Raw genomic sequence first — 25,904 nt, 5'->3', positions numbered from 1 at the left:
TCCGGTTCGTCTCGAGCCGGAAAGAGTTTGTTACCCGACGGATCGGACCGGTAAGACCGTCATACGTCCGGACAGTCACCGACGCTGTCCGAGTCGGACCGGTGACCGATGCCGGTTGGGTCGGACCGGTCACCGCTGCTCGGAGGGGTGCGAGCGAGTCCGCCGGTTCGGTCGCCGGCGAGCGATCACGCCTCGCCGGCGTCGTCGAACAGCAACGCGAACAGTTTCCGCTGGGCCAACCGGAGGTGGCGACTGAACGTCGGCTGGGAGATTCCGAGGGTGGCCGCGATCTCCTCGCCGGTGTGGTCGCGGGGCCATTCGAAGAATCCCCCGTGGTAGGCCGCCTCGAGCGTCCGCCGCTGTCGCTCCGAGAGGCGCCCGGCGAGTTCGTCGATCGCACCCGCTGCCCGGGGCGGTCGCTCCCGCGTTCGGCGAGCGATCAGCTCCGTCCCCGGATGCCGCCGCTCGAGAGCGCGGACGAACGCGCGGACATCGACGGGCTCGCCGAGTTCGATCGTGAGCCGGGTCCGGTCGTCGACCGGCTCGAGCGCCCGGAGGACGCCGCCGTGGGCCGCGATCGTCCCGGCGACGGTGGGCGCGGCAAAGACAATCTCGAGGGCTGTCCGGTCGTCGCCGTCGCCGACGACCGTGACCGATTCGACGGCCGTCACGGCCGCGGCTCGGTCCCGGATCGCGTCCGAATCGCCGTCCGAGATCGAACAGTACACCGTCGAACCGTCCGTCGACCGCGGGATCACGGCCCGGATGTCGATCGCCCGCCCGAGCCGGGCGGCGAGCGACGACAACGGCTCGGTCTCGTCCCGGCAGACGACCTCGAGTTCGGTTACCCGGTCGGCGAGCAGCGCCGCTTTCGTCTCGAGCGCGCCGATCGCGGCGCCCGCGATCGTTCCGAGATGGGCACAGGCTCGGCGGGTCCGCTCGTCGAACGCGCCCGGCTCCGTCGCATACGCGGTCAGCGTCCCGAAGCGGAACTCGTCGGCGGTGAGGGGGACGCTCAGCGCCGATCGGAATCCGCGATCGCGCAGCCGTCGCCGCCACGAGTCCTCGCCGGCGCGGTCGGTCGTCTCGGCACCCATCGCGTCGTCGGTCGCGAGATCGTCGACCACGACCGCCTCGCGGGTCGTCGCCGCGGTGTGAGCCGGCATCTCCTCGCTCCCGTCCAGCGCCACGGTCGCCGACTCAAGGAACGCGGCGTCACGGCCGGCCCACGCCGTCGGGACGAGCCGTTCGCGGCCGTCGTCCGCGCGACCGACCCAGGCGAGTGCGACGCCGTCGGCCGCGGCCGGCAGCGGGAGCGAGACCAGTCCTTCACAGAGCCGTTCCTCGACCCCCTCGCGGGTCTCCGCCCCCAGTAGCGACCGTCCGAGGTCCCACAGTCGCTCGTCCCGGTCGACGACCGTCTCGAGCCGGGCGCGCTCGTGGCGGCAGGTCCGGAGGGCAGCGGCGCGATCGCGGTCCTCGAGTGCGAGCGCCGTGGCCGTCGACAGCGCCTCGAGCCCGTCGCCGTCGATGCCATCGAACGCCGTCGGCTTCGTGCTGGTCGCGAGGACGATCCCGTCGCTCCCGACCGGTACTGCGAGTACCCGCTCGGCTCGGAGCCCGGTACGTGCGAGGACGTCCGTGAACGCCTCGCGGTCGTCGACCGTCGGCTCGCCCGACTCGAGGATCGGTTCGAGCCGCGTCCCACGGGGGTCGATCGCCGGCGGTTCGATCGACGCGTCGTCGCTGTCAGTATAGTCGGCCGTCACGGTGGCCGCCGGCCGAAGGTCGTCGGTCCCGCGGTACCAGACGGCGACATCGGCCCCCATCCACTCGCCGACGGCGTCGACGACCGCACGCCGAACGGCCGAGGGGGTTTCCGCACTGGCGAGTGCGGCGGTCGTTCGACGAAGCATCGACGCCGCGCCGTCGCTGGACTCGGCCCCATCGCGCACGACACAGAGCGTTCGATCCGCCGTCGATGGGGCGCGGTCGGCGTCGAAGTCGGGAGACAACGGTGCGATGGAAACGTCGACCGGCCGCGGCGGCTCGGTCGCGAGCGTCCCCGAAACGGGGTCGAGCCACCTGACGACCGGCGAGTCGGCCCGCTCCAGCACCGCCGCCGCGAGGTCGTCGTCGAACACCGATTCGAGGTCCCGGCCGACCAGCGACGCTGCGTCGACCAGTTCCAGCAACGCCGGGTTCGCAAGCCGGATCGTCGGCCCCTCGAGGACGGCGATCCCGATGTCGACGGCGTCGACGACCGACTCGAGGAGCGCGAGCCGATCCCGATCCGTCTCCACGGCCTCGGCGGGCCGGTTCCGGACGTGGATCGTCGCGCCGTCGTCGCCGGGATGAACGGCGACAGCGATCGGGTCCTCGAGCGAGGGGGCAGTCGTCTGGAACACGGTGACCGAGCCGGTCCGCTCGGCCTCCCGGACCCGTTCGGAGAGGGACCGACCGAGGGCGTCCGGAAGCCGGTCCCAGAGGACGACGCCCGGCGGGAGCGGGTCGTCGGCCACCGTCGAATCGAACCGCCGGACGAATCGGCTGGCTGCCGCGTTCGCGTACTGTACGTCGTCGTCCGAACCGAGGACGAAAAGCGGGTCCGCCAGCCGATCGAGCCCCGTTCGGACGGCGTCGGGACCGCCGGCGTCGGCGGTCGATTTCGCGTCCGTCCGCGTCACGATGACCCCCTCGAGGGCCGGATCCGCGAGCCGGTTGGTACAGGTAAGCGTCGCGACCCGCCAGGTGCCGTCGGCGTGGCCGAGTCGGACTCGGACCCGTTCGGTCGTTCCAGTCGGTCCCGCGACGGCGGTGGCAACGGCGTCGCGAACCGCCTCACGATCGTCGGGGTGGACGAGCCGCGTCAGCGCCGTTCGCTCGAGTTCGGTGGGCGTATACCCCAGCCGCGACTCGACGGCCGGCGTCGCGTACTCGACGGTCCCCTCGGCGTCGACGACCCAGACGACCGCGTCGGCTGACTCGAGAATCGCGCGGTGCCGCTGGGCGGCCGCGGACGCGGCGCGGCGATACCGCTCGCGATCGGCGGCGTTCCGAACGCGGGTCCGCAGGACGGTCGCCGACGCGTCGCTCGCGACGTCGCTGGCTCCCGCCTCGAGCGCCCGGTCGGCGTCGACCTCGTCGGCGAGCGCGACGATCGGTACGTCGTCGGCTCGGTCCGCCAGTCGCTCGAGGAGCGAGGGCGAGTCCGAGCGCTCGTCGGGGTCGAAGGGACAGACCAGACAGTGGACCTCGCGCTCGGCCAGTCGTTCGCGGGCAGCCGCGGCCGTTCGCGCCCGTAGCAGCGACTGCTCCGCGAACGCCCCAGCGAGGGCGTCCATCGCGTCGTCGGCCGAACTGGACTCACCGACGATCAGGACGCACGGGAAGTCGCCGACGACCGTGGCAGCAGCGTCGCTCACCCGGCGACCACCCCCATCAGGATCGCGGCCGTGTAGGGAGCGGATCGGCATCGGGACGGGTCGACGGCTGCCGGCCGCTGTAGTGCCGGTTCGGTCGCCGACTGCCACCGAACGTGCCCGACTCGAGCGGTCACGATAGCGGTCACAACACCACCGGACGGGTTAAGTATCGATCTCGTACCGGCGGGTAGCACCGGATTAGGTTCGGCGACCGCTGTCGAGCGGCCAGGGGCCATCGTGGCGGCCGGTGTCAGCTGGCGAGTCGGAGACACCGCGCTGGCGCGGTTAGGGCTGCTCGCGGACCGTCAGTACCGGTACCGGCGCGTTCCGGACGATTTCCTCGGCGACGCTGCCCGAAATCAAGTGATCGAGCCCGGATCGACCGGCCGTCCCGACGATGACCATGTCGACCGGGTTCACCTCCGCGTAGTCGACGATCTGTTCCTGGGGAACGCCGTGGCGAACGTCCGTCGTCGCCTCGACGCCGTCGCGTTCGGCCGCCGCTCGAGCGCGTTCGGCGGCTCCTGCGGCCTCGTCTTCCGGATCGTGTCGGAGTCGGTCCTCTTTCTCCGTCGCCTGTGGGCCGTCCTCCGAGACCGAGAGGACGTGCAGCGTCGCGTCGAGTCGGTCCGCGAGTTCGATCGCGTGGTCGGTCGCCCGCTGTGCGGCGTCGCTCCCGTCGGTCGCGACCAGCAGATCCTGATACATGTCCCCCGATTCGGGTGACGGCGGGATAGGTTCCGGACCTGCCGTTGCCTGCCGAGATGGGGGCGGCTCGAGCGAGGTGCGAAAAAGCGGTTCGAAACGGCCAGTCGGAACGCAGCCGGGGCGAGGCGCCGACGGTCAGGGCACCAGCGCGGCGAGATCGATCGCGTCGAGGACGACGATCGCGAGGTAGAGTTGGCCGATCCCGGCGACGATCATGACGACGCCCGCGATGCGCTTGAGCAGCCCGGTGTAGGCCGCGAGCCGGCCCGCGCCCGCGACCAGCCCCATCCCGGTCGCGACGGTCAGCGACACCATCAACACGACGAAGCTCCCGACGTAGGTCCCCAGCAGGACCGCCGCCGAGGTCGTCGGCAGCGACAGCGCGCGGGTGACCACGCCGAAAAACACCGGTGCGACACAGCCGGCCGCCGCCAGCGCGTAGCCGACCCCGAAGATCCCGAACCCGAGGACGCTCGAGCGCCGTTTGGGAAGCGCGATCGACGGCGACGGGGCGCGATCGAAGACGATCAGGAGGCCGAACGCGATCAGGACGACGCCGGCGAACACCTCGAACCACGTGACGGCCGACAGCGTCGAGTAGCCGACCCAGAACGTCGCGCCGAGCAGGACGCCGAAGGTGACCAACACGCCGAGGCCGGCGATCAGCCCCCGGCTGAGTGCGCCGCCGAGCGACGCACGGTCGCCGTCGGTCTGGCTGACGTAGAAGCCGACGTAGCCGGGCAGGAGCGGATAGGAACACGGCGAGAAGAACGTCGCGATCCCCGAGGTCAGTCCGAACGCGATCGACGTCGCGAGTGTGGTATCGACCATGTTAGTTTTCGATCGCTCGTTCGATACCGTCGACGAACTCGTCGGCGGATTTCCGCCCCTTGTCCGTCCACTGAACGCGTCCGTCGGCGTCGATCGCGACGGCGTAGGGGAGCCCCTCGATAGAGTACTGGGCGCTCAGGTCCCGGATCGGGTCGATTCCGAGCGTCCAGTTGCCGTCGTGTTCTTCCCACCAGTCGACGACCTCTTCTTTCGTGACCGAGCCACCGACGTTCTCGTTCGTAACCGACATGAACAGTACGTCGTCGCCGACTCGCTCGTGGGCCTCAATGAGATCGGGCATCTGCTTGGAACAGGGCGGACACCACGTCGCGAAGAAGTCGATGAACGTCGGCTGATCGGATGCGGGCACGCGTACCTCGCCGGCCTCGCTGCCCGGCGCGGCGATCGTTTCCACCGTCTGTGGCTCGACGGGGTCGGCGTCTTCGGTATTCCCGAACGAGGGGACGCCGCCGATAGCGACCGCACTCGCGCCACCGACTATACCGAGGCTACCGATTCCGGCGAGTAGCTCGCGCCTGCGCATCTAGCCGTTCACCACCGTTTCGAAATCGTCGATGAGGCTGGATACCTCGATCGAATGGCCCTTGGGATACACACGTTCGACGATCCCCGCTTCGTTGACGAGGAAGATATAGGGGAGATGCGGGAAGGTGTACTCGACGTTTTCGTAATCGTGCTCGTAGTTCTTTTTCAGTGACTCCTCGGGGAGCCCGTAGGTCTCTCCGATGATCGATTGGGCCTTCTCGTACCGCTCGGGACGCAGGAAATGCCAGTTGTCGGCGTCGTAATCGACGCTACGTCGGTCGGCGAACGTCCGTAGTTGCTCCGCGGTATCCCGTTCGGGATCGAACGTCATCGCGAGGAACGCCGCCTCGTCCTCGTAGCCGTTTTCGACCGCAGCCTGCTGTGCGCGTTGCAGTCGTAACGTCAGTGCGGGACACATCCCGTCCGGACAGTTCGTATAAATGAACGTCATCAAGACAGTCCGGTCCCCCTCGAACTGCTCGACGGAAATCGTCTCGTCGGAAAGCGGGTCAGGCAGCGTGACCGACGGGTATTCGTCCCCGTAGCTCGGATGCGTCGCTGCGCTGAGGTCAGTTTCCGGCGGCCCGAGAACGGCATCGGGATGGCCCGCGTCCCCATTGTCGTTCTCGTTTCCCCCCAGCGCCTCACCGAGACAGCCGGCAATACTGGTAAGTCCCGTTATCCCGGCCGTACCGAGGTATGTTCGCCGGTCCATAATCGACTCGAAGGGTGGGCCGATCAAAGGTTCATTGGTTCGGTTCCCGAAGAGCGGGCGATCCTCCGTCCACGGGACACGGATCCGACCACTGATACGACCGGTGAACGAGAGTCACCCTACGACCGGTAGACGAGAGGTCTCTTCGACCCGCGAACCAACAGGCGTTTCATCACCGGTTTCCAACCGTGAGTCAATGAACCGTCGGCGTTATCTCCGCGGCGTTGCCGGGGTTGGAGCGGTCGGAGCCGCCGGCCTCGCCGGCTGTCTCGAGCGGCTGGGCTTCGAAGAGGAATCGGCGTGGGCGAACCCGCCGCTGGTCGAGGACCGCCCGGACGCCGTCTACCTGCCCGCCTCTCGGGAGGAGATGGGCATGTACGGGATGGACAGCGACGGAGATTACGCCCTCGGGCTCTCGTACACGTTTCCGCATCGATTCTGGACCGTCGAGGCGACCAGCGAGGGCAAACAGCTCGTCGAGGTCGACGCCGACGACAGCCTCCATCTCATGCTGACCGTCTGGGACCGGGAGACGGACACCGTCCTTCCGGTGGATCCAGTCATCGAGGTGCGACAGGACGGGTCGCCCGTCGACGCCGGCATCTCGTCGCCGTGGCCGATGATCTCCCAGCGGATGGGGTTTCACTACGGCGACAACATCCGCCTCCCCGGCGAAGGCGAGTACACGGCTCGAGTCCGTGCCGGTCCCGTCTCGGCCGACCGAACCGGTACGTTCGACGGCCGACTCGAGTCGGCCGCGACGCTCGAGGTCGACTTCGAGTACAGCCGCTCGTCGATCAACGATCTCTCGTTCCAGACGATCGACGAGGAGCGGCGAGGGAACCGCGGAGCGTTGCCCCTCATGTCCCACGGTGATGGCGGGGACAGCGACGGGGCCGGAGACGGAAGCGGCGGGATGCCACCGATGGGGCAAGGACCGCCGATCGACGACCTCCCCGGCGAGTCGCTGGGGACCGAACGCAGCGGCGACGCGGCGATCACCGCGATCAGGACCGACGCCGAGCGGTTCGTCGGCAGCGACGGTGGCGAATACCTGGCGGTCTGTCTCAGGACGCCGTATCACGGTATCAGCCTCCCGCTGACGTCACTATCGGCGGCCCTCGAGCGCGACGGCTCGGTCCGCCTGGAAGAGCGATTAACCGAGACGTTAGACGGCGAGTTCGGTCACCACTACGGGCTCGCGGTCGACGATCTCGCCGCCGGAGACCGACTGAGAGTCACCGTCGATTCCCCGCCGCAAGTGTCCCGTCACGACGGCTACGAAACGGCGTTTTTCGAATTCGAAGACGTAACGTATACGGTCTGAGTCGGGACGGGGTTCGCGTCCGCTGAATCGACACTGCGGGTCAACCGCCGGATTCTCCGGCCGTGCTGCCGGAAACAGCTTCTTTCGGGATTCCGGCTCGAGCCGCTGCTATTTTCACGGCAAACCGACGCGGTCCACGTCCGGTCGGACGACTACCGAGTGTCGCGGGGAATCGTTTTCCAGGTAAATCCGATCGTAGCGGGCGAAATCGTTCCGAAACGAACCGCAATAGTTCGGTACGGCTCCGATAACTATCGGGGAGTATCGAATACGACCAAGGCATGTCTCTGTCAACCAATTCGGATATGGATATCGGGTGCCCGGCGTGCGACGCGACGGTCGTCGCGTCCGTGCCTCCGGGGCCGGGAATCCACGCGGAGAGCGATTCGAATCGGCTCCTGGGGAAGGAAACCCGGTGTCGGAACTGCGGTCACGAACTCGAACTCTACTACTATTGAGCGGGCCGTACGGAATCGGTCGACCGAACTGGTCGCCGTCGGATCGGAACCTGAACATCCGGGATCGTGACGACGAGCGAGAGGGCTGCAGTCGTGTGCCACTGGCCCGGACTCGAGGGGGCCGACTACTGGCTCGAGCGGGCGTGTCTCACACCGGGTTTCCGGTGAAATTCGAGAGGGACGCTGGTACTGGCTCGGCATGGCCATGTGGAAACACACCGAATTTCCGGTGAACAGGACCGAATTTCCGGTGAGCAGGTCCAAGTTTCCGGTGGACAGGACTGAGATGGAGGACAGAATCAGTGCAAGAGACGACTCGGTTCGGCACCGATACGGCTGTGACTCGTTCTGATTCATAGTGGAGTCGGATCGATAACAGCCGTGGGGTCGAATCGGCAGTAACCACGGGTTCGAACACCGGGTTTCCGGTGAATCAGCGGAGCGTTTCCGAATCCCCGTTCCGCGGCGGTGCTGTTCTTTTTGTACCGGTACTGTTCTGTCACCGATTCGGTGACGTGAGAACTACCGACTCGACGGGTTTGGCTGGTCCCCGCTCGAGTTCGATCACCCATCGCTCGATGAGGGCCGCTCGATGAACCCGGCAGTTCGACCGGTCGCGCGGTCACACCGTGTTTCCGGTGAAACGGGGCGGCGGCCGCCGCTCGAGAGCGGAGTGGTGAGACACACCGTGTTTCCGGTGAAGCAGTCCGAGACTCATCGACTCACAACAATCCGGTGAATCCGCAAAGCCACTGTAGCCGCCATAGAGGAGTTAATCGACCGACTCAGCGTCTAAGAGGCCGTTCTGAGTAGAGACGAAGTTAGAGATCGAGTAGAGACCGGGTAGAGACCGGAGAATATCTCGAGGGCAATTGACAGCCCTTGATATCCTTTGACTGCCCTCGTGAGTGGTGATTGGTATCCTGTCATGATTATAGCCACATATAAGTAATAGATATGAGTATAGTCCACTAAGTGAATCGGAAAGTACTCTCGAGAGAGATCGAGAACGGATCCAGTCGAATCGGTGGATCACGCCAGCGGCGTTTCCGAGGGTTAAACCGCTCGTTCCACCCGGCTCGAGCGGGTGTGTACGTCCGGAGCGACCGTATTTCGAGCCGCCCCACACCGTGTTTCCGGTGAAACGCACCCCGACTTCGACTCCACCCCAACCCCCCAGTCGCCCCGTTTCACCGGAAACACGGTGTGTGTGTCCGCGACCGATCACCGATCGCAACCGAGGTTCCGGTCTCGAGTCTCCGGACGAGGACGTCCCGATCTGATCGTCAGTTCGGTCCGTAACCGCCCGCTCGGTGCCGAACACGCTCCGTGCGATCGATCCCCAATCCGCCGGGGCGGAACGGAAGTGCTATTTCACCGGAAACACGGTGTCCGACTATGTCGAGTTCCGGCGACGACCTGTTCACCCGCGACGACCCGATCTTCGAGAACAAGGAGCTACTCGAGATCAACCACCTGCCCGAGGAGGGGCGGATCGTCGGCCGGGACGACGAGATCGCCGAACTCGCGAACGCGGTCAATCCGGCGATCTTCGGCCAGAGCCCGAGCAACCTCCTCATTTACGGGAAGACCGGGACGGGCAAGTCCCTCTGTGCGAAGTACATCTCCGAACGGCTCGTCCGGGTCGCCGAGGACGAGGGGATCACGTCGGCCTTCGCCTACGTCGACTGCGCCCAGGACAACACGGAGACACAGGCGGTCCAGACGATCGCCCACACGTTAAACGAGCCGGCGATCACTGATGTCAGAATCCCCGATAAGGGACTAAGTACGTCGACCTACTACAAGCGCCTCTGGACGGTGCTGGACGCCCAGTACGACGTCGCCCTGGTCATCCTCGACGAAGTGGACAAGCTCGACGACGACGACATCCTCATGCAACTCTCGCGCGCGGGCGAGGCCGGCAAGCTCGAGTCGTGCAAGATCGGGGTTATCGGGATCAGCAACAAGATCAAGTACAAAGACCGGCTCGACGAGCGGGTCAAGTCGAGCCTCTGTGAACGGGAGTTCGTCTTCCCGCCCTACGACGCGACCCAGCTCCGGGACATCATGGAGGCCCGCAGCGACGCGTTCAAGGACGGCGTCCTCGAGCCGTCGGTCATCCCGCGGGCTGCCGCACTCGCGGCCCGGGAACACGGCGACGCGCGGAAGGCGATCGACATCCTGCGCTACGCCGGGGAGATCGCCCAATCGGAGGGCCACGAGACGGTTCGCGAGGAGTACGTCGTCCAGGCCCGCGAGCGGGCCGAGACCGACCGGTTCCGGGAACTCATCCGCGGCTCGACGCCTCACTCCCGCTACGTGTTACAGGCCCTCGCGGTCCTGTCGCTCAACACGCCCGACGAGGACGGGTTCCGGACCACCCGGATCTACGACGTCTACGAGGAGATCTGCCGGCAGGAGGGCTCCGATCCACTCTCCCTGCGCCGCGTCCGCGATCTCCTGAAGGAACACGCCTTCCTCGACATCCTCGAGCAGACCCGTCGCAGCGGTGGGAGCGCGGAGGGCAGCTATACCGAGCATCAGTTGCTCGAGGACCCCGAGGTCGTCCGGACCGTCCTCGTCGAAACCGACGAGCCGTAGCCGAGCGACAGATCGGCGGGGCCGCCGTGGAACCGACCCCATACGTGGAACCGACCCCATATCGAATCGAGTTCCGTGCAACGGATCGAACCCTGGAGACCGCAGTCGGCCGACATTTCACCGGAAACCCGGTGTCCCGGCTGCAGGAGCCGATCGTCCGGCACCGAACTCTCCCGCGGCATCACTGCCCCGTCGCCCAGCCCCGCGGGGTGTCGTTCAGCCGTTCGGCTCCGTCCTCGGTCACGGCGACGAGGTCCTCGATTCGAACGCCGAACTCCCCCTCGAGGTAGATCCCCGGTTCGATGCTGAACACCATGTCAGGCTCGAGTTCGCGGTCGTTGCCCGCGGCGATGTAGGGCGGCTCGTGGACCTCGAGGCCGACGCCGTGGCCGGTCCGGTGGACGAAGTCGTCGCCGTAGCCGGCATCCTCGATAACCGACCGCGCCGCGCGGTCGACCGCCCCTGCCGTCACGCCCGGCTCGACCGCCTCGACGGCGGCGTTCTGGGCTTCTCTGACGGTCTCGTGGACACGTTCGTACGCCGCGGGTGGCTCGTCGCCGACCACGATCGTCCTGGTTTGATCGCCCGGATACCGCCCTATAGTAGCTCCACTTCCCTCGAGGTCGGCCGCGACGAAGGCCCCGAAGTCCAGAACGACGGGGTCACCGTTCTGGATCTCCCGCGAGCCGCTGTGGTGGTGCGGTTGCGCGCCGTTCGGGCCGGCGGCGACGATGGTTTCGAACGCCGGTTCCTCACCGCCGTCCGCCGCGAGCAAGCGATCGATCTCGGTCGCCAGTTCCGCTTCGGTGGTCCCGATCAGGTCCGTCCCCCGCTCACGGATTTCGAGCGCGACCCGATCCGCGACCGCGCCGGCTCGCCGCAGCGTCTCGAGTTCGACCGCTCCCTTCCGGATCCGGAGCGGCTCGAGGACGGTCCCCGCCAGTCCGAACGCGGCCTCGGGACACAGGTCCCGCAGGTCCTGAGTAAACGTCGCCCACATGCGGTCGTCGACGAGGACGGTCGGCGGCCCTTCGATCTCTCCCGCGAGGGAATACCCATCGATAACGGCCTCGATGGCCTCGAGCGGGTCGTCCGCATCGGTCCAGAACCGCCGCTCGAGGTCCGGAATCGGAAGCTCGGACAGTTGCGCCTCGTACATCGCCGGCGCGACGATCGCGGGGTCGCCATCTCGAGGGACGAACAGCAGCAGGTGTCGCTCCGAGGGCGACTCCTCGAAGCCGGTCAGATAGGTCAGGTTCGGACTCGGGAAACAGACGACGAGGTCGGCCCCTTCCGCCGTGAGCCGGCGCTTGCAGGCTTCGATGCGGCGCTCGAACGGTGGTTCCATGAACGGGTGTTCGCTCGAGCGGTGAATCAACGTTTGGTTAGTCGGGTGTGAAGGCGGCTCCGGTCGTGAATATCGACTCCTGTCGTGAACATCGACTCAACGATATCGACCGTCCTGCTATCGTGGCAACACGGAGTGGCCACGCCCTCCCCAGCCGATTCGCTCGCTGCTCACGGCTCCCGTTGGTCACCGTTCGCTCTCGAGACCTCCCTCCGGTCGGCCTCGCACCGCTCGCTCATCCACTGACAGAGCAAGCTCTGACAAGCCTTCGCTCGTGAAACTCGCGAAGACCTCGCGCGGTGTCGTCGGCCGTCCTCGGTGGCACTCGTCCGGCCGACAGCGCACGCCACCGCCAGTCGTTTTCCGATTCCGACGACTCGTCCCATCGCCGACCGCACCAGTTTCCCGACGTGACCGTTGCCGCGGGCGGACGGTCACTCGAGGGCGAACGCCGTCGGAAACGTATTAACCCCCCAGCGACCGCAGGCCGCGAAGCAACCCGTCGGGACGCTGTGTCATTACAGCGAATGCGAGTTCCCGAGCGGTTGTCGTCGACGGCTGTACGGAATCGACAGTGCCGGGCCGACGGTCGAGGCCGAACGGACGACGAGTCCGCGACCGGCGGGCCGAGCTGTCCCGGTTCGCTGATCGTCGTCTCGAACCGGCAACCGTATCGTCACGAGTACGACGACGCGGGGCCGCCGACTGAGACTGACGGCGGTGCCCACTCGAGCGCTACTGCCCAGACCCGGTCGATCACGGTCGACGAGCCGACCGGCGGGCTGACAGCCGGGCTCGATCCAGTCGTCAAGCGGACCGACGGGACGTGGATCGCCTGGGGCGACGGCGAGGCGGACTTCGACGTGACCGACGAGCGAAACTGCGTCGCCGTCCCGCCCGGGGAGGAGGACTACACCCTCCGCCGGCTCGATCTCTCCGAGGAAGCGGTCGACTCCTACTACTACGGGTTCAGCAATCGCGTCCTCTGGCCGCTCTGTCACGGCTTTCCCGACCTGATCGAGGACCGATCGAACGACTTCGAGTGGTACCGGACGGTCAACGAGCGGTTCGCCGACGCGGTCGCCGACCACGCGACGGCCGACGCCGTGATCTGGCTGCAGGACTACCATCTCGCGCTCGCGCCGCGGATGATCCGGGAGTCCGTGCCGGCCGGCGCGACCGTCGCCCACTTCTGGCACATTCCGTGGCCGTCGCCGCCGACGTTCCGGCAGTGTCCCGCCGGTGGCCACGTCCTCGAGGGACTGCTCGGCAACGACCTGCTTGGCTTTCACGTCGAGCAGTACGCGGACCGGTTCCTCGAGTGCGTCGACCGGTTCCTGCCGACGGCGACCGTCGACCACGAGCGCCGAACGGTCCGGTACGATGGGGGGCGAACTCGCGTCGTCGCGACGCCGATGGGAGTCGACGCCGCGGCCTACGACCGGGACGCTCGGTCGATCGACCCCGACCGCCTCGCCGACCTGCTCGAGGAGTACGACATCGCCCCCGACACGACGCTCGGGCTGGGCCTCGACCGACTCGACTACACCAAGGGGATTCCCGAACGGCTGGCGGCCATCGAGCGGTTCTTCGAGCGAAACCCCGGCTGGCGCGGCGAGTTCACCTTCCTCCAGAAGGCGACCCCCTCGCGGACCGACATCGAGACCTACCAGCGCCACGGCGACCTCGTCCGCAGCGAGGTCACGCGGATCAACCGCCGCTTCGAGACCGACGACTGGCGGCCGATCGCCTACACCGAGGACTACCTCTCGACGGACGACATCTGCACGCTCTATCGGCGCGCGGACGCCATGGTCGTCAGCCCACTGGTCGACGGGATGAATCTGGTCGCCCAGGAGTACGTCGCGGCCAGCGTCGATGGCGACGACACGCTGGTGTTGAGCGACCGGACCGGCGCGCACGAACGGCTCGGCTCCCACGCGCTGACGATCGATCCGATCGACACCGACGGGTTCGCGGCCCAGCTCGAGGCGGCGCTCTCGATGCCGGCCCACGAACGCCGGCGGCGGATGAACACGCTGCGCCAGCGCGTGTTCGCCGGCGACCTCGAGTCGTGGATGGCTACGCAGTTCGACTGGTTCCGGCGGCTCCGCGACGAGCGGGGTCGGACCGACGCGGGCTCGGACAGCGATTCCGACTCGCGGGAACCCACGCCGCCGGTCTAACGGATGACCAGCTCCGAATCCGGAACCGCCGCTGCCGAGTCGTCGCCCCGGCCGCTCGAAGACGGATTCCCGGCCGTTCGGGAGACACTCGCGGACGCTGAGCAACTGCTCGTCTGTCTCGATTTCGACGGGACGCTCGCGCCGATCGTCGACGATCCCGACGCGGCCCGACCGACCGAGGACAACCGCCACGCCGTCGCGAGGCTGGCCGCCCACCCGGACGTGACGACGGCGGTCGTCAGCGGCCGGGCGCTGCGGGACGTCCGCGGTCGCATCGACGGGCCGGCGATCTACGCCGGCAACCACGGTCTCGAACTCGAGCGGCGGGGATCGATCGCCGTCCATCCCGTCGCGCGGAAACGGGCCGCTCGGATCGACCGCCTCTGTACGGTCCTCGAGACGACGCTCGCGTCGATCCCGAACGTACGGATCGAGAACAAGCGCCTGTCCGGGACGGTTCATTTCCGGTCCGTGCCGACGGCCGCCCGGCCGGTCGCTCGCCGGCTCACGACCGCCGTCTTCGAGGCGTTCAACGATGGCGCGCTCGAACTCTCCCGCGGGAAGCGGATCCTCGAGATCGGGCCGTCGATCCCGTGGGGGAAGGGGAACGCCGTCGAGTTGATCGCGGCCGACGAACCGCGGGGGACGGCCGCCGTCTACGTCGGGGACGACGTCACCGACGAGTCGGCCTTTCGTGCCGTCGAGCCGGACGGGATCGGGGTCCGGGTCGGCGGCGACGGCCCGTCGGCTGCCTCCCGTCGGGTCGAGTCGCCGGCGGGCGTCGCGTCGTTGCTCACTCGACTCGCGGACGGCATGTCGTCCGGTCCCGAGCGGCGACCCTGAGCCGGGCCCGAATCGCCGGGGGCCGTGCGGACATCCCGTCGTCGGCAAGGGGACCGGTTTCGCCACCCGAATAGACCACTCGAAATCTCCGAAAACAACACAAATAAGAAATTTGTTGTCCGGGGCCGAAAGTATTAGTTACCACTGGAAATACAATGGGGACGAGTGTGAACGTGTGTGAAACTCCGACAGCCAACTGATTTCCTGATCCTCGAGGCGCTCGAGGACGAGGGGCGAAACGTCGCGACGAACCTCGCGGCGCATACGGGAAAGAGTCGAAAGAACATCAACACCAGACTCCCGGTTCTCGAGGACTACGGGCTGGTCCGGAAGATCGGCCCCGCGGAACGCTCGGGACTCTACGAGATCACGTCGGCGGGGAAGGCGGCACTGGTGTATCGCGATCAGTACGATGAGGTCGACGACTTCGAGGCGCTGATCGAGGGGCCGAACGCCGGCACTGATGGGGAGGGAGAGCGGGCGAGTTTCGTCCGGGGGGGCGACGACGCCGACGACGGGGAGTAACGTTCGTTCTCCGCGCACCCGCTCCGTACCGACCGGACAACCCAAGGTTCCGTAGCCTGCGGACCGGAAAGCCTGCGAACCGAGTCGTCGCCGACTCGAGCGTCGGTCAGTCGCTGGCCTGGTGACGCGTCACCGGTCGGCCCCATCTCGTCCGTCGGCGGCGAGTTCCTGCCTGGCACACGCGGAAAAGGCGAAATCGAGTCGTCGCTCGCGACCGTCCGTCGGCGGAATCGCGCCTCCACACCGCGTCGGGGAGGGATCGAACCCCGGGTCCCAGGCGTAGGAACTCAGCATCGGCGTCGTGACGATCGCATCGCCCGATCGAACGGCGACGCCGTGGCGGTGGGCCAGTCCGAGCGCGTGCCCGACTTCGTGAAGCAGTACGTGCATCGTCCGCGCCGCCGTCGTGACCGGGACGATCCAGTCGTCGCCGAGCAGGTCGTCGACCGACTCGAGCCGTCCGATGTGTCGCGCGCCGCCGACCGACGCGACGTGGGGAACCCCGTAGCCGGTCGGCGCGTCCTGCATTCCGTCGTCGGTCACCAACAGGTTGACGCTCGAGACGGGGTCGATGTCACGGCGGCCGAGCCGCCCCGACGCGAGCGCCAGCGGCCATTCACCGCGACTGGTGAGACGTGCGGCGTCCTCGGTCGACACCGAAACCGTGCCCCCCACGGTCGGCTCGACGCGCCGCCGCTCGAGCGCGAGCGTCCGTGCGAGGAACGTGCGGACGCGGTCGGCTACCCCGTCGTAGCGACCGGCCCGCTCGGAGAGCCAGATCCGGACCGCGAGGGCGTCGTCGTCGGCCCGCGTCGTATACGCCAGCGTGCCGAGCGACGCCATCGAGCCGACTGCCCCCAGAAACACGCGGCGCTTCACGGCGACGACTTTCGCCGCCGCCGTTCAGATTCTGCGGGTGAACAGAGACACGCATTAGGGTCGATCAGTGACACCGCGTCCGCCCGGCGGCCGTCGGGTATCGACCACGCGGGCGCGGCGACCGGTGACTCTGATCTCGAGTCCGGCCGGCAGTGCGGTCGGCTCGACCGGACGGAGCATGAGCAAGGCGTCCTCGGCGGTTTCGACCAGCCGTCTGTCCGGCTCTCGCTGGCGCAGACAGAGCGCCCACTCGCCGGATCGGAGTTGGGTTCGGACTTGCCAGTCGGTGTAGTACCGACCGTTCGACCCCCTGAGGACGGTTTCATACGGCGACGTCACCACGGAACGCCCACCCTCACTCGGCCCGCCAGCCGCCGCCCGGAAACGGATCTCGGCATTCTCGTCCGAGCCGACCGGGGCCAGCCCCGTCGCCGCTTGGCTTCATATACGCGACTGTTAAGCGATCATGAGTGTCGTGCAAACGAGAACACGGGACACCGAGATCACGGAGTATAGTAGCGGCTCCCGATCATGTCTGTGGATACCATTATCAGGATCGAGTGACTGGGTTCGACCGGCGTCAGTCGGAGTCGCCGCGCGATTGTAACACCATTCGAAACACCACCACCTACCGCGTCGGGATGCGGCGTCGCGCGGTTCCGCTGGCGTCCCGGGACCGAGCGGGTCGAAGACCGGCCCGTCAGTGCCCGGCCCCGTCTCCCGACGCCGCGGTTCCGTGTTCCGCCCGAGTGAGATCCCCCACTCGAGCGGCGGCTCGACGCTCACTCGGTGCTGCTGCCGCCCTCGAAGAACTCGCTGAGGATCGATTTGAGCCCCTTTCGCAGGTGCTGGTGCATCGTCGGCGGCGAGATGTCCATCGCTTCGGCGATGTCCTCGCCGGTACTCTCCCGGGGCCAGTCGAAGAAGCCGCCGTAGTAGGCGAGTCGCAAAGTCGTGAGCTGTCGGTCCGTGAGTTCGTCGAGGATCCGATCGCGGCGCTCCGCTGCCGTCCGCACCGGTCGGTCGACCTCCCGCCTTGCGACGAGTTCGGTGTTCGCGTAGACGACGGTCAACGCGTCCGCGATCTCCCGGATGTCGGCGTCCTGTGAGACTTCGACCAGACAGCGTCCCACGCCGTTCTCGACGACGACGTCACAGATCGTCGCACCGTGGTTCACGAGCGTCCGAACACCCGATTTCGCGAGTCGGATCTCGACCGTACACTGGTCCTCGCCGTCGTGGATGAGTCGGCACTCCTCGACCGAATCGTGGGCGTCGGCCTCGTCGCGGACCGTCTCGCCGTCGAGACCCTCGATCGTGACGTACTGGAACGTTCGCCCGCCAGCGGTCGTCCCCGCCCACTCGAGCGAACAGGTACAACCGTACTCCTCGGAGAGATCGAAGGAAAACGTGTCGCCGCCGTCGATGCGGAACTCGAGTTCGACGACGGTGTCGGCAAAGAGCAGTTGGCGGTTCTTGACGGCCATGATGGTAAAGCCGATCGTCTCGCCGAGCAGGCGGAACCCAGCCCGTTCGCGTTCGCTGAAGGCGTCGTCCCGACTGGCGAGTACCGTCAACACCCCGTAGGTCGCGTCCTCGTGGGTGATCGGGACGGCGATCGCCGACCTGACGTCGTCCTTGCGGGCCGCCTCCCGAAGCGGCTCTGGCGTCGTTTCGTCGTCGAGGATGTGGTTCGTCGTCTGAATCTCGCCCGTTCGGGCGGCTCTGGCGACCGGTCGCTCCCGACCGGTGGCGTACTCGATACCGTCGCTGACCCGATCGAGGTAGGTATCGGCCTCGCCCGTCCCCGTTCGATAGGTGAGTCGGCCCTCGCCGGTTCGTTCGGCGATCCACGAGCCACAGTACAGTTCCGAGTCGACGAGCTGTGTACAGACCTCGCGCTCGATGGCGTCGCGAGCGGGTGCCTCCACCAGCGTCTCGATCACCTGCCGAACCACCGCGTTGATCCGGTTTAACGTCTCGAGTTGGTCCTGTCGGGATCGGAGCCGCCGTTCGCGTTCGACCCGCTCGGTGATGTCCCGGGCCAACCAGACGACGGCGCGTCGCCCCCGGATCCGCTCGTCGATCGGGACGACGCGGGCTTCGAACCGTCGGCGGCCGTCGGTCGTCTCGGCGTCGTACTCGACCGACTGGACCTCGTCCGTTCGGAGGGCCCGATCGAGACAGTCCTGTAACTCCGCGGCGACCTCGTCCGGAAAGGCGTCGTCGAGTCGGCTGCCGCGCAGTTCGTCGACACTGGTCCGGTACAGTTCTGCCGACTCCGAGCGTACTTTCGCTTCCAGATAGGTGCCGTCCTCGCCGATGACGAAAGCCTCGTCGGGCAGTTCGTTCGCGAGGATACGGTGCGGCCGCTCGTCCGTCGTCACACGGTCCCGCGACCCGATCGTCGAGACGATCCGATCGATCGGGTCTTCGTCGCGCTCGCTCGGGACGTAGTCGGTCGCCCCGGCACGGAGTGCCACCGTAGCGAGTCGCTCGCTGCCGTCCTGTGGGGCGACGATCGTCGGCACGTCCGGCGTCTCGGCGTGGACCCGTTGTAACAGCGTCTGGATTTCGCCGGGACAGTCCAGTTCGAGGACCACCGCGCCCGGTGGCGATACCCCCGCTTCGTCTGCGGACGTCAGAGCCGCTTGCTCCGTCGCCGTCGACTCGTCGTCAGTCGCGGGACCCGAGTCGTTCCCCCCGTCCGTTTCGGGCTCATCGACCGACGACTCGAGGATCGACCCGATGTCGTCGGCCGTCGACACCGCTCGAACGGCGCGGTCGGTCGCCTGTTCGAGTCGGGGTCGAAGGCGACTCCGTTCGCTTCGAGCGTCGATCACGACGACGATCGGTCGTTGACAGTCTCCAGTGGTCATCCGTATCTCTCCCGTCGCGTCCGCCGACACCGCTACCGCCTCGCTCCTTTCTGTCACATCGTGACTGTGAAATAAAAGCTTGCTGGTCAGACGGGGTCGATCGGCGCGAACTCGACCGGGCGTGAATGCGCCACGTCGACGCCGGGCGACTCCCTCGAGCGGAGGCCCGCCGAGGGAGCTACGACGAAACCCAACCCCCCCTGTCCCGGCGTCCCGCGACCGATTAGAGTTCGCCTCGTTCCCGCAGCGCATCGATCAGATCGTCCACGAGGGGGTCGACGCCCTCGTAGGGAAAGTCACCGCCGTCGGTCTTGGTGTACAACTCCATCGCGGTCATCGAGAACTCCCCGGTCTCGAACCGCGTACTCGGGCCGTCAGGGAGCGCCGGGATCAGCGTCATGGGGTCCGAAACGGGATAGTCAGCGCCCTCGAACGCGTCGACCAGCTGTTCTCGGAGGTCTGCTTCGACTGTCATGTTAGGTCGTGATTATCCCGCGGGCGCATTAACTTCCGGGTGCGATCGCGGTCAGAGCCGGCGCATGCACTCGGAGCGGAGTCCCCGCTCGGTCGACTCGCCGGCCCTGACCGCGATCGCACCCGTCAGGACGGTCGTTCGGTTGACGTCGGTCTCGTCGAGCGCCATCCTGAACACCAGCACCGCGAGCTGGATCAGCGGGGCCGCGAGCTACCATGGGAGGAAACTGAGGAGAACGCCGGGATTTTCGAGCTTCGATCCGCCGACAGGAACCGATCCCGTGGCTCGAGGATCGCCCTCACTTGCGACCGAAATAGTAGACCCCCAAACATATAGTCGAAACAGTGATTAATCAGCGGGGACGAGTGTTCCCCCATGGCGAAGGATACCGTCAGGTACCCCGACGACGTGGTCGAGGAAATCGACGCACTCGTCGACGACGGTATGTTCGAGAGCAAATCCGAGTTCTATCGCTTCTCCGCGGAATACGTCCTAACCCTGATCAACGACGACCACGACGTCAAGACGTTCAACTTCGACGAGATCAAGGGCGAACTCGATATCAGCGACCGCGACCACGCCGAAGCGCTCGGGGCCGACGGCGGGACCTTCTTCCTCGATGCCGTGATCAACGTCCGCAAACACGGGCTCCGGGGCAACTACGAGGCCGCGGAACGCTTCATCGACACCCACTACGACGAGACTGACCAGGAGTGTATCATCCTCGAGGAACTGCTCGGGACCTACCGCGACGAATCGGCGTAGCTGTCCGTTCGAAGCCCTTCTCCGGGTTCTCACTCACTCGAGAACGGCTCGCCGAGCGCCGCCAGATCGACGTTCTCGGCGACGAGCCGCGCCGCTCGATCGGACGGCGTCGCGCCAGTCCGTTCGGCTCCTCCCGACGGTGATCCGCCACCCACTCCGTTCGTCGGCCGGTCGACGCCGGCCGTCTCCGCGACGTACTCGAGAAAGGCCGCCCGGACCGACTCGTTGTCGAACAGGCCGTGCAGATAGGTCCCCAGCACGTGCCCACGGGCCGCGCTCGAGTCCCCGAGCGGCCGCGTCACGTCGCCGACCGCCTCCGTCCGTCCCGCGTGGATCTCGTATCCCGTCGCGGGGCCGTCCGCACCGGACAGCAGCGGCGACGCCGACCCGTCGACGGGCACCGCGGTCTGCTCGAGGCGCTTCTTACCCTCGAATCGGGTCTCGACCGGCAGCAGGCCAAGTCCCTCGACGACGTCGTCCTCGCCGGTCCCCTCGAGCGCGGCGTTGGTGATGCGCTCGCCAAGTAGCTGGTAGCCCCCACAGAGGCCGACGATCGGGCCGTCGAAGGCCGCGAGCGCGTCGGCGTAGCCGGCGGCCCGCAGCGCCAGCAGGTCGTCGACCGTGTTCTTCGTCCCCGGAAGGACGACTGCGTCGGCGTCGACGCCCGCGAGCGGATCGGTCGTAGCTGGGTCCCCGTCGCGGCCGCCCTCGTCGACCGGGAGATACACCACCGAGACGCCGGGTACCGCCGCCAGCGCCTCGAGGTCGGTCGCGTTCGAGATGCGGGGGAGCCGCGGGACGGCGATCCGGAGCCGTCGGTCGGCCGGCACGCCGTCGTCGTCCCCGACGACGCCGCGTTCCTCGCTGCCGGGGAGGCCGACACTGTCCTCCTCGGGGAGCCCGGGGTCGTCGTACGGGAGTACGCCCAGAATCGGCACCCCGGTACGGGATTCGATCTCCTCGATGCCGGGCTCGAGCAAGGACGGGTCCCCGCGGAACTTGGTGATGACCGCGCCGACGATGCGGTCCCGGAGGCCGTCTGGCACCAACTCGATCGTCCCGTAGAGACTGGCGAAGGCCCCGCCGCGCTCGATGTCGACCAGCAGGAGGATCTCGGCGTCGGCGAAGTCGGCCGTTTCGACGTTCGCGAGGTCCCGATCGTGGAGGTTGATCTCGCCGATGCTGCCCGCACCCTCGGCGATAATCACGTCGTTGTCGGCCGCCAGTCTGCGGTACGACTCCGCGGCAGCTTCGCGCGCGCGAGTCCAGTACTCTTCGTAGTAGGTGCCGGCCGGCACGTGGTCGTGGGCCTCCCCCTGCAGGACCAGTTGGCTCTCGCCGTCCCCGCGTGGCTTGAGCAGGACCGGGTTGCAGTCGGTGGTCGGGGTAGTCCGGGCGGCTCGAGCCTGCACGAACTGGGAGACGCCGATCTCGCCCCAGCGGTCGCCGTCGGCGTTCGCGTTCGGATCACCGTCGCCGCCCGGGTCGGCGTCGGTTCCGCCCTCGCCCTCGGCGTCCGGCCGCACGACGACACGGGCGTTGTTGCTCATGTTCTGGCCCTTGAAGGGGGCGACGTCGACCCCGCGGTCAGCGAGCAGGCGACAGAGGCCGGCCGCGACCGTCGACTTGCCGACGTGGCTCGCGGTTCCGGCGACGAGAAGCGTTCGTGTCATCCGCGTTGGCGGGAGTGGGGAAGCCGGGGGTATCGTCCTATCGGTTCGCGTTCAGCGTCCGATGCTGTCGCGACTCGCGGTCGTTTGCGGCCATTCCCGCAGGAACCGTCGTCACGGAAGCTCGGACGCACACTCGAGCAAATCGTCCTCCGTTTGCCAGGTGCGGAGTCGATCCGCGTCCGCGAGCATCTCGAAGATAGACGTCTGCATCCCGCTGTAGGGGCTTTCCGGGTCGGCTTCCGTTTCGATCTCGTCCGGTTCCAGGCCGTCGTACGTCCGCTTGAAAACGTACGTCTTTTCGAAGTACTGCTCCAGCGCAGTGAAATAGCCCTGTTCGACGAGAAACCCGCCGCTGTCGTGTTCGGACACGCCGACGATGTAATCGGCGTAGTCGGCGAGGAGACGGAACTTGAGGTAGGTATTCGTCCACTCGTTACGGATGTCGACCATCAGGAACGCGTAGCTATCCGTCCGTCGGTTGAGCCTGTCTTTGACGAGTTGCAGGCGATGGATCTCCGGCCGACCGTAGCTGCCGAGAACGAAATACGACCGCCCGGTCGTGAGAAGCGGCGCCAGTTCCGTGACGCTGTGTTTGAGCGCTTCGTACTCCGCCGGCGTCAGCGACGACTCGTGGAGATACGACTCGGCCTTCGCCGCGAGGTCGTCGACCGTCACCGGCTCCTCGCTCATCGCTCGGTTGCACGCCCCTTCGAAACTTCAATTTGCCGACCGAACGAGGGACCGAATCGTATACGACCGATTCGTATTTGAGCGAAACGCTTTTGCACGCACCGAACGAATCCATAGGTATGAGTACCCCGGACCGGCCGCCGGCGGACCTCCAGCGCGTCCGCGAGCGACTGAACGTCGTGACACAGGAGACGCGGTTCGCGCTCGTACAGGACCTCCTGGGTCATCCCGAAGGGCTACCGACGCTGAAGGAACTGGATTACGTGAACCCCAGTAAGAGTCGGACGACGATCCGACAACACCTCCAGCAGCTCATCGAGGCGGACATCGTCGAGGAGGTAACGCTCCCGAACGATCGTCGGCGGAACGATCTCCCCTACAAGTTCTACGGGATCAGCGACGAGGGGCGGGCGTTCCTCGAGGCACACGACCTCTTGCGGGCCGAAGAGACGTTACGGTCCGTCTACGATCGAGTCGAGAAGACCGACGAAATCGAGCGGTACGAAGCCGCACCACGACCGGAGCGATAGGGTCGGCGTCTCCGTAGCAGCTACTCCGTTCTGTATCTCGCGTCCCAGCGCGGTCCGGCTCGGCTCGAGAGGACGATCCCCACTGCCCCCATGACGAGCCCGCCGAGGACGAGGACCGCGGCCAACTCGAGCGACGGCGGGACGACGACGAAGCCGGCCACGAGCGTCGGGACGAGCGCGACGGCGACCCCGACGGTAAAGGTCGCGAAGCGGACGGCGTCGAAGAGGAACTCGTTGGGATCGAAGCCGGCGATGAAGACGGTGAGTCCGTAGTAGTACAGCGCATAGCCGGCCAGCAGCACGGCCCCGACGACGGCGTCGAGTGGCGTCGCGTCGAACCAGACGACGGCGGCGAGATACGGGATCACGGCCGTCGGCGCGCCGACCAGGAGAAAGGCCGTTCGCTTGGCCCGGAAGACATCCGCGATCGAGACGGGGTAAGTGAGGTAGGCCTCGAGCGAGTCGAACTGGGTGAGCCAGTTGTAGGTGGTAAACGCCGAGAGCCCGAGGACGCCGCCGAAGAAGATCCCCGGCGCGGGCGCGACCCCGGTGATCGAGTCGACGACGCCGACCAGGGCGGCCACGAGCGCAAGCAGGATCGTCGACGAGACGAACGGCTTCCAGACCCCGCCCGAGGAGCGGGCGAGATCGAGCAGCGACTTCGTCACGAGGGGCGAATCGGCGACCGGTAGGGCTGCACTGAGCCGGGCGAACCGGTCGGTCGCGGTCCGCGAGGGCCGGCCGTAGGTCGGGTCGTACAGCAGGAGCGAGCCCGCCGCGACGACGAGGGTCGCGGCGGCCAGTCCGCCCGCGGCCGGGACGGTGCCCTCGATCGGGACGAGGAGGCGACGAAGAACCCCGCCCGAGCCGAGCGCCCAGCAGCCGACGGCGGCGAGCCCGATTCCCAGTCCGATGGTCCACGGCGGCACGCCCCGCGTCCGGACCGCGATCAACGCGACGGTCGTCGCCATGCCGACGGTAAAGACCAGAAACAGCGATCCCCAGAACGCGACAAGCGAGAGCGGCGTCGTCGCGGAGAGGCCCTCGGCGACCGCGCCGCCGAGCGCCATCGGCAACACGAACGCGATCCCGTAGAACAGCGCGTCCTTCAGGAGGAAGACGCCGAGCAGCCGCCGGCGCGAGAGCGGCAGCGTCGTCGACGAGGACAGCAACAGCGAGAGTCGACCGAAGACGTTCTCGAGCATGTCCGAGCCGGCGAATCCGGCGGTGCCGCTGTAGAGTCCGAAACCGGCTGCGAGGACGTGGAGACCGACGACGACCGTCCCGGACGCGGTGCCGGTCTCGACGAGCGCGACCGAGCCGCCGACCGCGAGAGCGGCGATCACGAGCGGGAAGAGGGCGAACCGCCAGCCGCCGAACAGCTCGGTGTGCATGCGCCACTCCTCGCGAAAGAGGATCGCGAGCAGTCGACGCGTCGACAGGCCCGAACCGGAACGGCCCGTCCCCGTCGGGCCGGCCGGGTCCGTCGTCTCGCCGGTCATACGTCCAATTGCTCGAGCGCCGGCATGTCTCGCGCGTCCGCGCCCTCGACGCGGTCCAGGAAGACCTCGAGCAGCGACTCGTCGGTCCCGTCGTCGGCGACGGACCGCTCCGTGACGAGTTGACCGTCGGCCACGATGCCGACGCGGGTACAGATCTCCTCGGCGACGTCGATGTTGTGCGTGGAGACGAAAACGGCGTTGTCGCCGGCCGCGTAGGAGACGAGGAACTGCTTGACCTGTTCCTGGACGAGCGGGTCGAGGTTCGCCAGCGGCTCGTCGATGAAGACCACGTCGGGCTCGTGGAGGAAGGCCTGCGCGATCATCACTTTCTGTTGCTGGCCCCGGGAGAGGTCGGTGTGTAACGTATCGAGCTTGCTCTCGAAGCCGAGCCGTTCGGCCCAGCTATCGGTTCGCTCGGCGACCCGGTCCGCGTCGAGGTCCCGGACCTCACCGACGAACTCGAGGTACTCGCGCGGCGTGAGAAAGCTCGGCGGCGACTCCTGTTCCGGGAGGATGCCGACCCGCCGGCGCGTCTCGATCGGGTCCGTCGTCGGATCGGTCTCGAGAACGCTGACCTCGCCCGAATCGGGCTCGATCTGGCCGGTCAACACCCGGATCGTCGTAGTCTTGCCCGCCCCGTTCGGTCCGAGAAACCCGTACAGCTCCCCTCGCTCGACGGTGAACTCCATGCCGTCCACGGCGTCGACGGCGCCGTAGGACTTCTCGAGTCCGGCTACGTGAATCGCACCCATTGAACGCGAAACCGTTTGGAGGATTTGATAATAACTGTGTTGGTAGGGGTATAGTAACAGCGGCTCGAACGGATGAGTGCTGGACGACGCAGTCGGGGATGCAACTGATGTTACTCTCGGAAGTCGATGATGGGAAGTTGCGTCCGGAGACTCGCGAGTAAATACACCACGGACGAAACGAGGACGACCCAACCGACGACGGATGCCACCCCGTGGATGACGCCCGGATCGGCATCGGCAAGG

General features: G+C 67.1%; 21 protein-coding genes. 7 read left to right on the top strand and 14 right to left on the bottom strand.

Translation table 11 applies throughout. From position 1 onward, the window contains the following. Positions 1-185 precede the first annotated feature (185 nt). The 5 genes from NP511_RS16415 to NP511_RS16395 form a co-directional block, all read right to left on the bottom strand. Entirely contained in the window at positions 186-3,425 is a 3,240-nt protein-coding gene (locus NP511_RS16415) for a bacterio-opsin activator domain-containing protein (RefSeq protein WP_049966317.1), read from the bottom strand. Positions 3,426-3,710: 285 nt separating this feature from the next. Continuing rightward, complete coding sequence (locus NP511_RS16410; RefSeq protein WP_049966316.1) at positions 3,711-4,133, bottom strand: universal stress protein; 423 nt, start codon at positions 4,131-4,133, stop codon at positions 3,711-3,713. Between the two features lie 135 nt (positions 4,134-4,268). Beyond that, entirely contained in the window at positions 4,269-4,964 is a 696-nt protein-coding gene (locus NP511_RS16405) for a cytochrome c biogenesis CcdA family protein (protein ID WP_049966315.1), read from the bottom strand. A gap of 1 nt (position 4,965) precedes the next feature. Beyond that, a complete protein-coding gene (locus NP511_RS16400; protein ID WP_006650326.1) occupies positions 4,966-5,508 on the bottom strand; it encodes a TlpA family protein disulfide reductase in 543 nt (180 codons plus the stop codon). Beyond that, on the bottom strand, positions 5,509-6,225 hold the full coding sequence (locus NP511_RS16395) for an SCO family protein (RefSeq protein WP_049966314.1): 717 nt from the start codon (positions 6,223-6,225) through the stop codon (positions 5,509-5,511). 196 nt (positions 6,226-6,421) lie between these two features. Between NP511_RS16395 and NP511_RS16390 the strand changes: the two genes are divergently transcribed. Further along, positions 6,422-7,552 (top strand): DUF7350 domain-containing protein, encoded by a 1,131-nt coding sequence (locus NP511_RS16390; protein WP_049966313.1) that lies wholly within the window; start codon positions 6,422-6,424, stop codon positions 7,550-7,552. Between the two features lie 1,856 nt (positions 7,553-9,408). Further along, the gene (locus NP511_RS16385; RefSeq protein ID WP_006650323.1) at positions 9,409-10,614 is read left to right on the top strand and encodes a Cdc6/Cdc18 family protein; all 1,206 of its coding nucleotides are present in this window, start codon (positions 9,409-9,411) and stop codon (positions 10,612-10,614) included. 181 nt (positions 10,615-10,795) lie between these two features. Here the strand turns inward: NP511_RS16385 and NP511_RS16380 are convergent, their stop codons facing one another. Further along, the gene (locus NP511_RS16380; protein ID WP_049966312.1) at positions 10,796-11,962 is read right to left on the bottom strand and encodes a M24 family metallopeptidase; all 1,167 of its coding nucleotides are present in this window, start codon (positions 11,960-11,962) and stop codon (positions 10,796-10,798) included. A gap of 527 nt (positions 11,963-12,489) precedes the next feature. Between NP511_RS16380 and NP511_RS16375 the strand changes: the two genes are divergently transcribed. From NP511_RS16375 to NP511_RS16365, 3 genes are all read left to right on the top strand, one after another. After that, positions 12,490-14,148 carry an alpha,alpha-trehalose-phosphate synthase (UDP-forming) gene (locus NP511_RS16375; protein WP_049966311.1) on the top strand — a complete coding sequence of 553 codons (1,659 nt, stop codon included), beginning with the start codon at positions 12,490-12,492 and terminating at the stop codon, positions 14,146-14,148. 3 nt (positions 14,149-14,151) lie between these two features. Next, on the top strand, positions 14,152-14,991 hold the full coding sequence (otsB, locus tag NP511_RS16370; protein ID WP_049966310.1) for a trehalose-phosphatase: 840 nt from the start codon (positions 14,152-14,154) through the stop codon (positions 14,989-14,991). Positions 14,992-15,168: 177 nt separating this feature from the next. After that, the gene (locus NP511_RS16365; protein WP_006179644.1) at positions 15,169-15,516 is read left to right on the top strand and encodes a winged helix-turn-helix domain-containing protein; all 348 of its coding nucleotides are present in this window, start codon (positions 15,169-15,171) and stop codon (positions 15,514-15,516) included. A 129-nt stretch (positions 15,517-15,645) separates the two neighbouring features. Here the strand turns inward: NP511_RS16365 and NP511_RS16360 are convergent, their stop codons facing one another. The 4 genes from NP511_RS16360 to NP511_RS16345 all read right to left on the bottom strand — a co-directional run bounded on the left by NP511_RS16360 (position 15,646) and on the right by NP511_RS16345 (position 19,749). Further along, a complete protein-coding gene (locus tag NP511_RS16360) occupies positions 15,646-16,395 on the bottom strand; it encodes a zinc metalloprotease (protein WP_049966309.1) in 750 nt (249 codons plus the stop codon). 54 nt (positions 16,396-16,449) lie between these two features. Continuing rightward, on the bottom strand, positions 16,450-16,737 hold the full coding sequence (locus NP511_RS16355; RefSeq protein WP_084158306.1) for a hypothetical protein: 288 nt from the start codon (positions 16,735-16,737) through the stop codon (positions 16,450-16,452). 440 nt (positions 16,738-17,177) lie between these two features. Continuing rightward, positions 17,178-19,274 carry a bacterio-opsin activator domain-containing protein gene (locus NP511_RS16350; protein ID WP_049966906.1) on the bottom strand — a complete coding sequence of 699 codons (2,097 nt, stop codon included), beginning with the start codon at positions 19,272-19,274 and terminating at the stop codon, positions 17,178-17,180. Between the two features lie 223 nt (positions 19,275-19,497). Further along, complete coding sequence (locus NP511_RS16345; RefSeq protein WP_006179648.1) at positions 19,498-19,749, bottom strand: MTH865 family protein; 252 nt, start codon at positions 19,747-19,749, stop codon at positions 19,498-19,500. A 375-nt stretch (positions 19,750-20,124) separates the two neighbouring features. Here NP511_RS16345 and NP511_RS16340 point away from each other — a divergent pair, with 375 nt between their 5' ends. Next, positions 20,125-20,514 (top strand): ribbon-helix-helix domain-containing protein, encoded by a 390-nt coding sequence (locus NP511_RS16340; RefSeq protein WP_006179649.1) that lies wholly within the window; start codon positions 20,125-20,127, stop codon positions 20,512-20,514. Between the two features lie 29 nt (positions 20,515-20,543). On the opposite strand, the gene NP511_RS16335 is transcribed toward NP511_RS16340, so the two are convergent. Together NP511_RS16335 and NP511_RS16330 are read right to left on the bottom strand one after the other, a co-directional pair. Continuing rightward, positions 20,544-22,187 (bottom strand): cobyric acid synthase, encoded by a 1,644-nt coding sequence (locus NP511_RS16335; protein ID WP_049966308.1) that lies wholly within the window; start codon positions 22,185-22,187, stop codon positions 20,544-20,546. Between the two features lie 111 nt (positions 22,188-22,298). Continuing rightward, positions 22,299-22,877, bottom strand: coding sequence for a DUF8170 family protein (locus tag NP511_RS16330; RefSeq protein WP_049966307.1), 579 nt, complete (start codon positions 22,875-22,877; stop codon positions 22,299-22,301). 119 nt (positions 22,878-22,996) lie between these two features. Between NP511_RS16330 and NP511_RS16325 the strand changes: the two genes are divergently transcribed. Further along, positions 22,997-23,407, top strand: coding sequence for a helix-turn-helix domain-containing protein (locus NP511_RS16325; RefSeq protein ID WP_006649405.1), 411 nt, complete (start codon positions 22,997-22,999; stop codon positions 23,405-23,407). Between the two features lie 20 nt (positions 23,408-23,427). Here NP511_RS16325 and NP511_RS16320 read toward each other — a convergent pair whose 3' ends face one another. Both NP511_RS16320 and NP511_RS16315 read right to left on the bottom strand, forming a co-directional pair. Further along, positions 23,428-24,909, bottom strand: coding sequence for a hypothetical protein (locus NP511_RS16320; protein WP_049966306.1), 1,482 nt, complete (start codon positions 24,907-24,909; stop codon positions 23,428-23,430). Next, positions 24,906-25,661 (bottom strand): ABC transporter ATP-binding protein, encoded by a 756-nt coding sequence (locus NP511_RS16315; protein WP_049966305.1) that lies wholly within the window; start codon positions 25,659-25,661, stop codon positions 24,906-24,908. The genes NP511_RS16320 and NP511_RS16315 overlap by 4 nt, the downstream gene beginning before the upstream one ends. Between the last annotated feature and the right edge of the window lie 243 nt (positions 25,662-25,904).

Origin of the sequence: Natrinema thermotolerans, assembly GCF_031165565.1 — an archaeon.
GTDB classification, from domain to species: Archaea; Halobacteriota; Halobacteria; order Halobacteriales; family Natrialbaceae; genus Natrinema; species Natrinema thermotolerans.
This window is presented reverse-complemented; position numbering and strand designations above follow the sequence as displayed.

What these genes read in the sequence shown, in the direction of transcription:
- NP511_RS16320 (WP_049966306.1), bottom strand. Translation starts at nt 24,909, where the DNA reads ATGACCGGCGAGACGACGGACCCGGCCGGCCCGACGGGGACGGGCCGT.
- NP511_RS16400 (WP_006650326.1), bottom strand. Translation starts at nt 5,508, where the DNA reads ATGCGCAGGCGCGAGCTACTCGCCGGAATCGGTAGCCTCGGTATAGTC.
- NP511_RS16385 (WP_006650323.1), top strand. Translation starts at nt 9,409, where the DNA reads ATGTCGAGTTCCGGCGACGACCTGTTCACCCGCGACGACCCGATCTTC.
- NP511_RS16350 (WP_049966906.1), bottom strand. Translation starts at nt 19,274, where the DNA reads ATGACCACTGGAGACTGTCAACGACCGATCGTCGTCGTGATCGACGCT.
- otsB (WP_049966310.1), top strand. Translation starts at nt 14,152, where the DNA reads ATGACCAGCTCCGAATCCGGAACCGCCGCTGCCGAGTCGTCGCCCCGG.
- NP511_RS16410 (WP_049966316.1), bottom strand. Translation starts at nt 4,133, where the DNA reads ATGTATCAGGATCTGCTGGTCGCGACCGACGGGAGCGACGCCGCACAG.
- NP511_RS16325 (WP_006649405.1), top strand. Translation starts at nt 22,997, where the DNA reads ATGAGTACCCCGGACCGGCCGCCGGCGGACCTCCAGCGCGTCCGCGAG.
- NP511_RS16340 (WP_006179649.1), top strand. Translation starts at nt 20,125, where the DNA reads ATGGCGAAGGATACCGTCAGGTACCCCGACGACGTGGTCGAGGAAATC.
- NP511_RS16345 (WP_006179648.1), bottom strand. Translation starts at nt 19,749, where the DNA reads ATGACAGTCGAAGCAGACCTCCGAGAACAGCTGGTCGACGCGTTCGAG.
- NP511_RS16335 (WP_049966308.1), bottom strand. Translation starts at nt 22,187, where the DNA reads ATGACACGAACGCTTCTCGTCGCCGGAACCGCGAGCCACGTCGGCAAG.
- NP511_RS16315 (WP_049966305.1), bottom strand. Translation starts at nt 25,661, where the DNA reads ATGGGTGCGATTCACGTAGCCGGACTCGAGAAGTCCTACGGCGCCGTC.
- NP511_RS16375 (WP_049966311.1), top strand. Translation starts at nt 12,490, where the DNA reads ATGCGAGTTCCCGAGCGGTTGTCGTCGACGGCTGTACGGAATCGACAG.
- NP511_RS16380 (WP_049966312.1), bottom strand. Translation starts at nt 11,962, where the DNA reads ATGGAACCACCGTTCGAGCGCCGCATCGAAGCCTGCAAGCGCCGGCTC.
- NP511_RS16395 (WP_049966314.1), bottom strand. Translation starts at nt 6,225, where the DNA reads ATGGACCGGCGAACATACCTCGGTACGGCCGGGATAACGGGACTTACC.
- NP511_RS16405 (WP_049966315.1), bottom strand. Translation starts at nt 4,964, where the DNA reads ATGGTCGATACCACACTCGCGACGTCGATCGCGTTCGGACTGACCTCG.
- NP511_RS16330 (WP_049966307.1), bottom strand. Translation starts at nt 22,877, where the DNA reads ATGAGCGAGGAGCCGGTGACGGTCGACGACCTCGCGGCGAAGGCCGAG.
- NP511_RS16390 (WP_049966313.1), top strand. Translation starts at nt 6,422, where the DNA reads ATGAACCGTCGGCGTTATCTCCGCGGCGTTGCCGGGGTTGGAGCGGTC.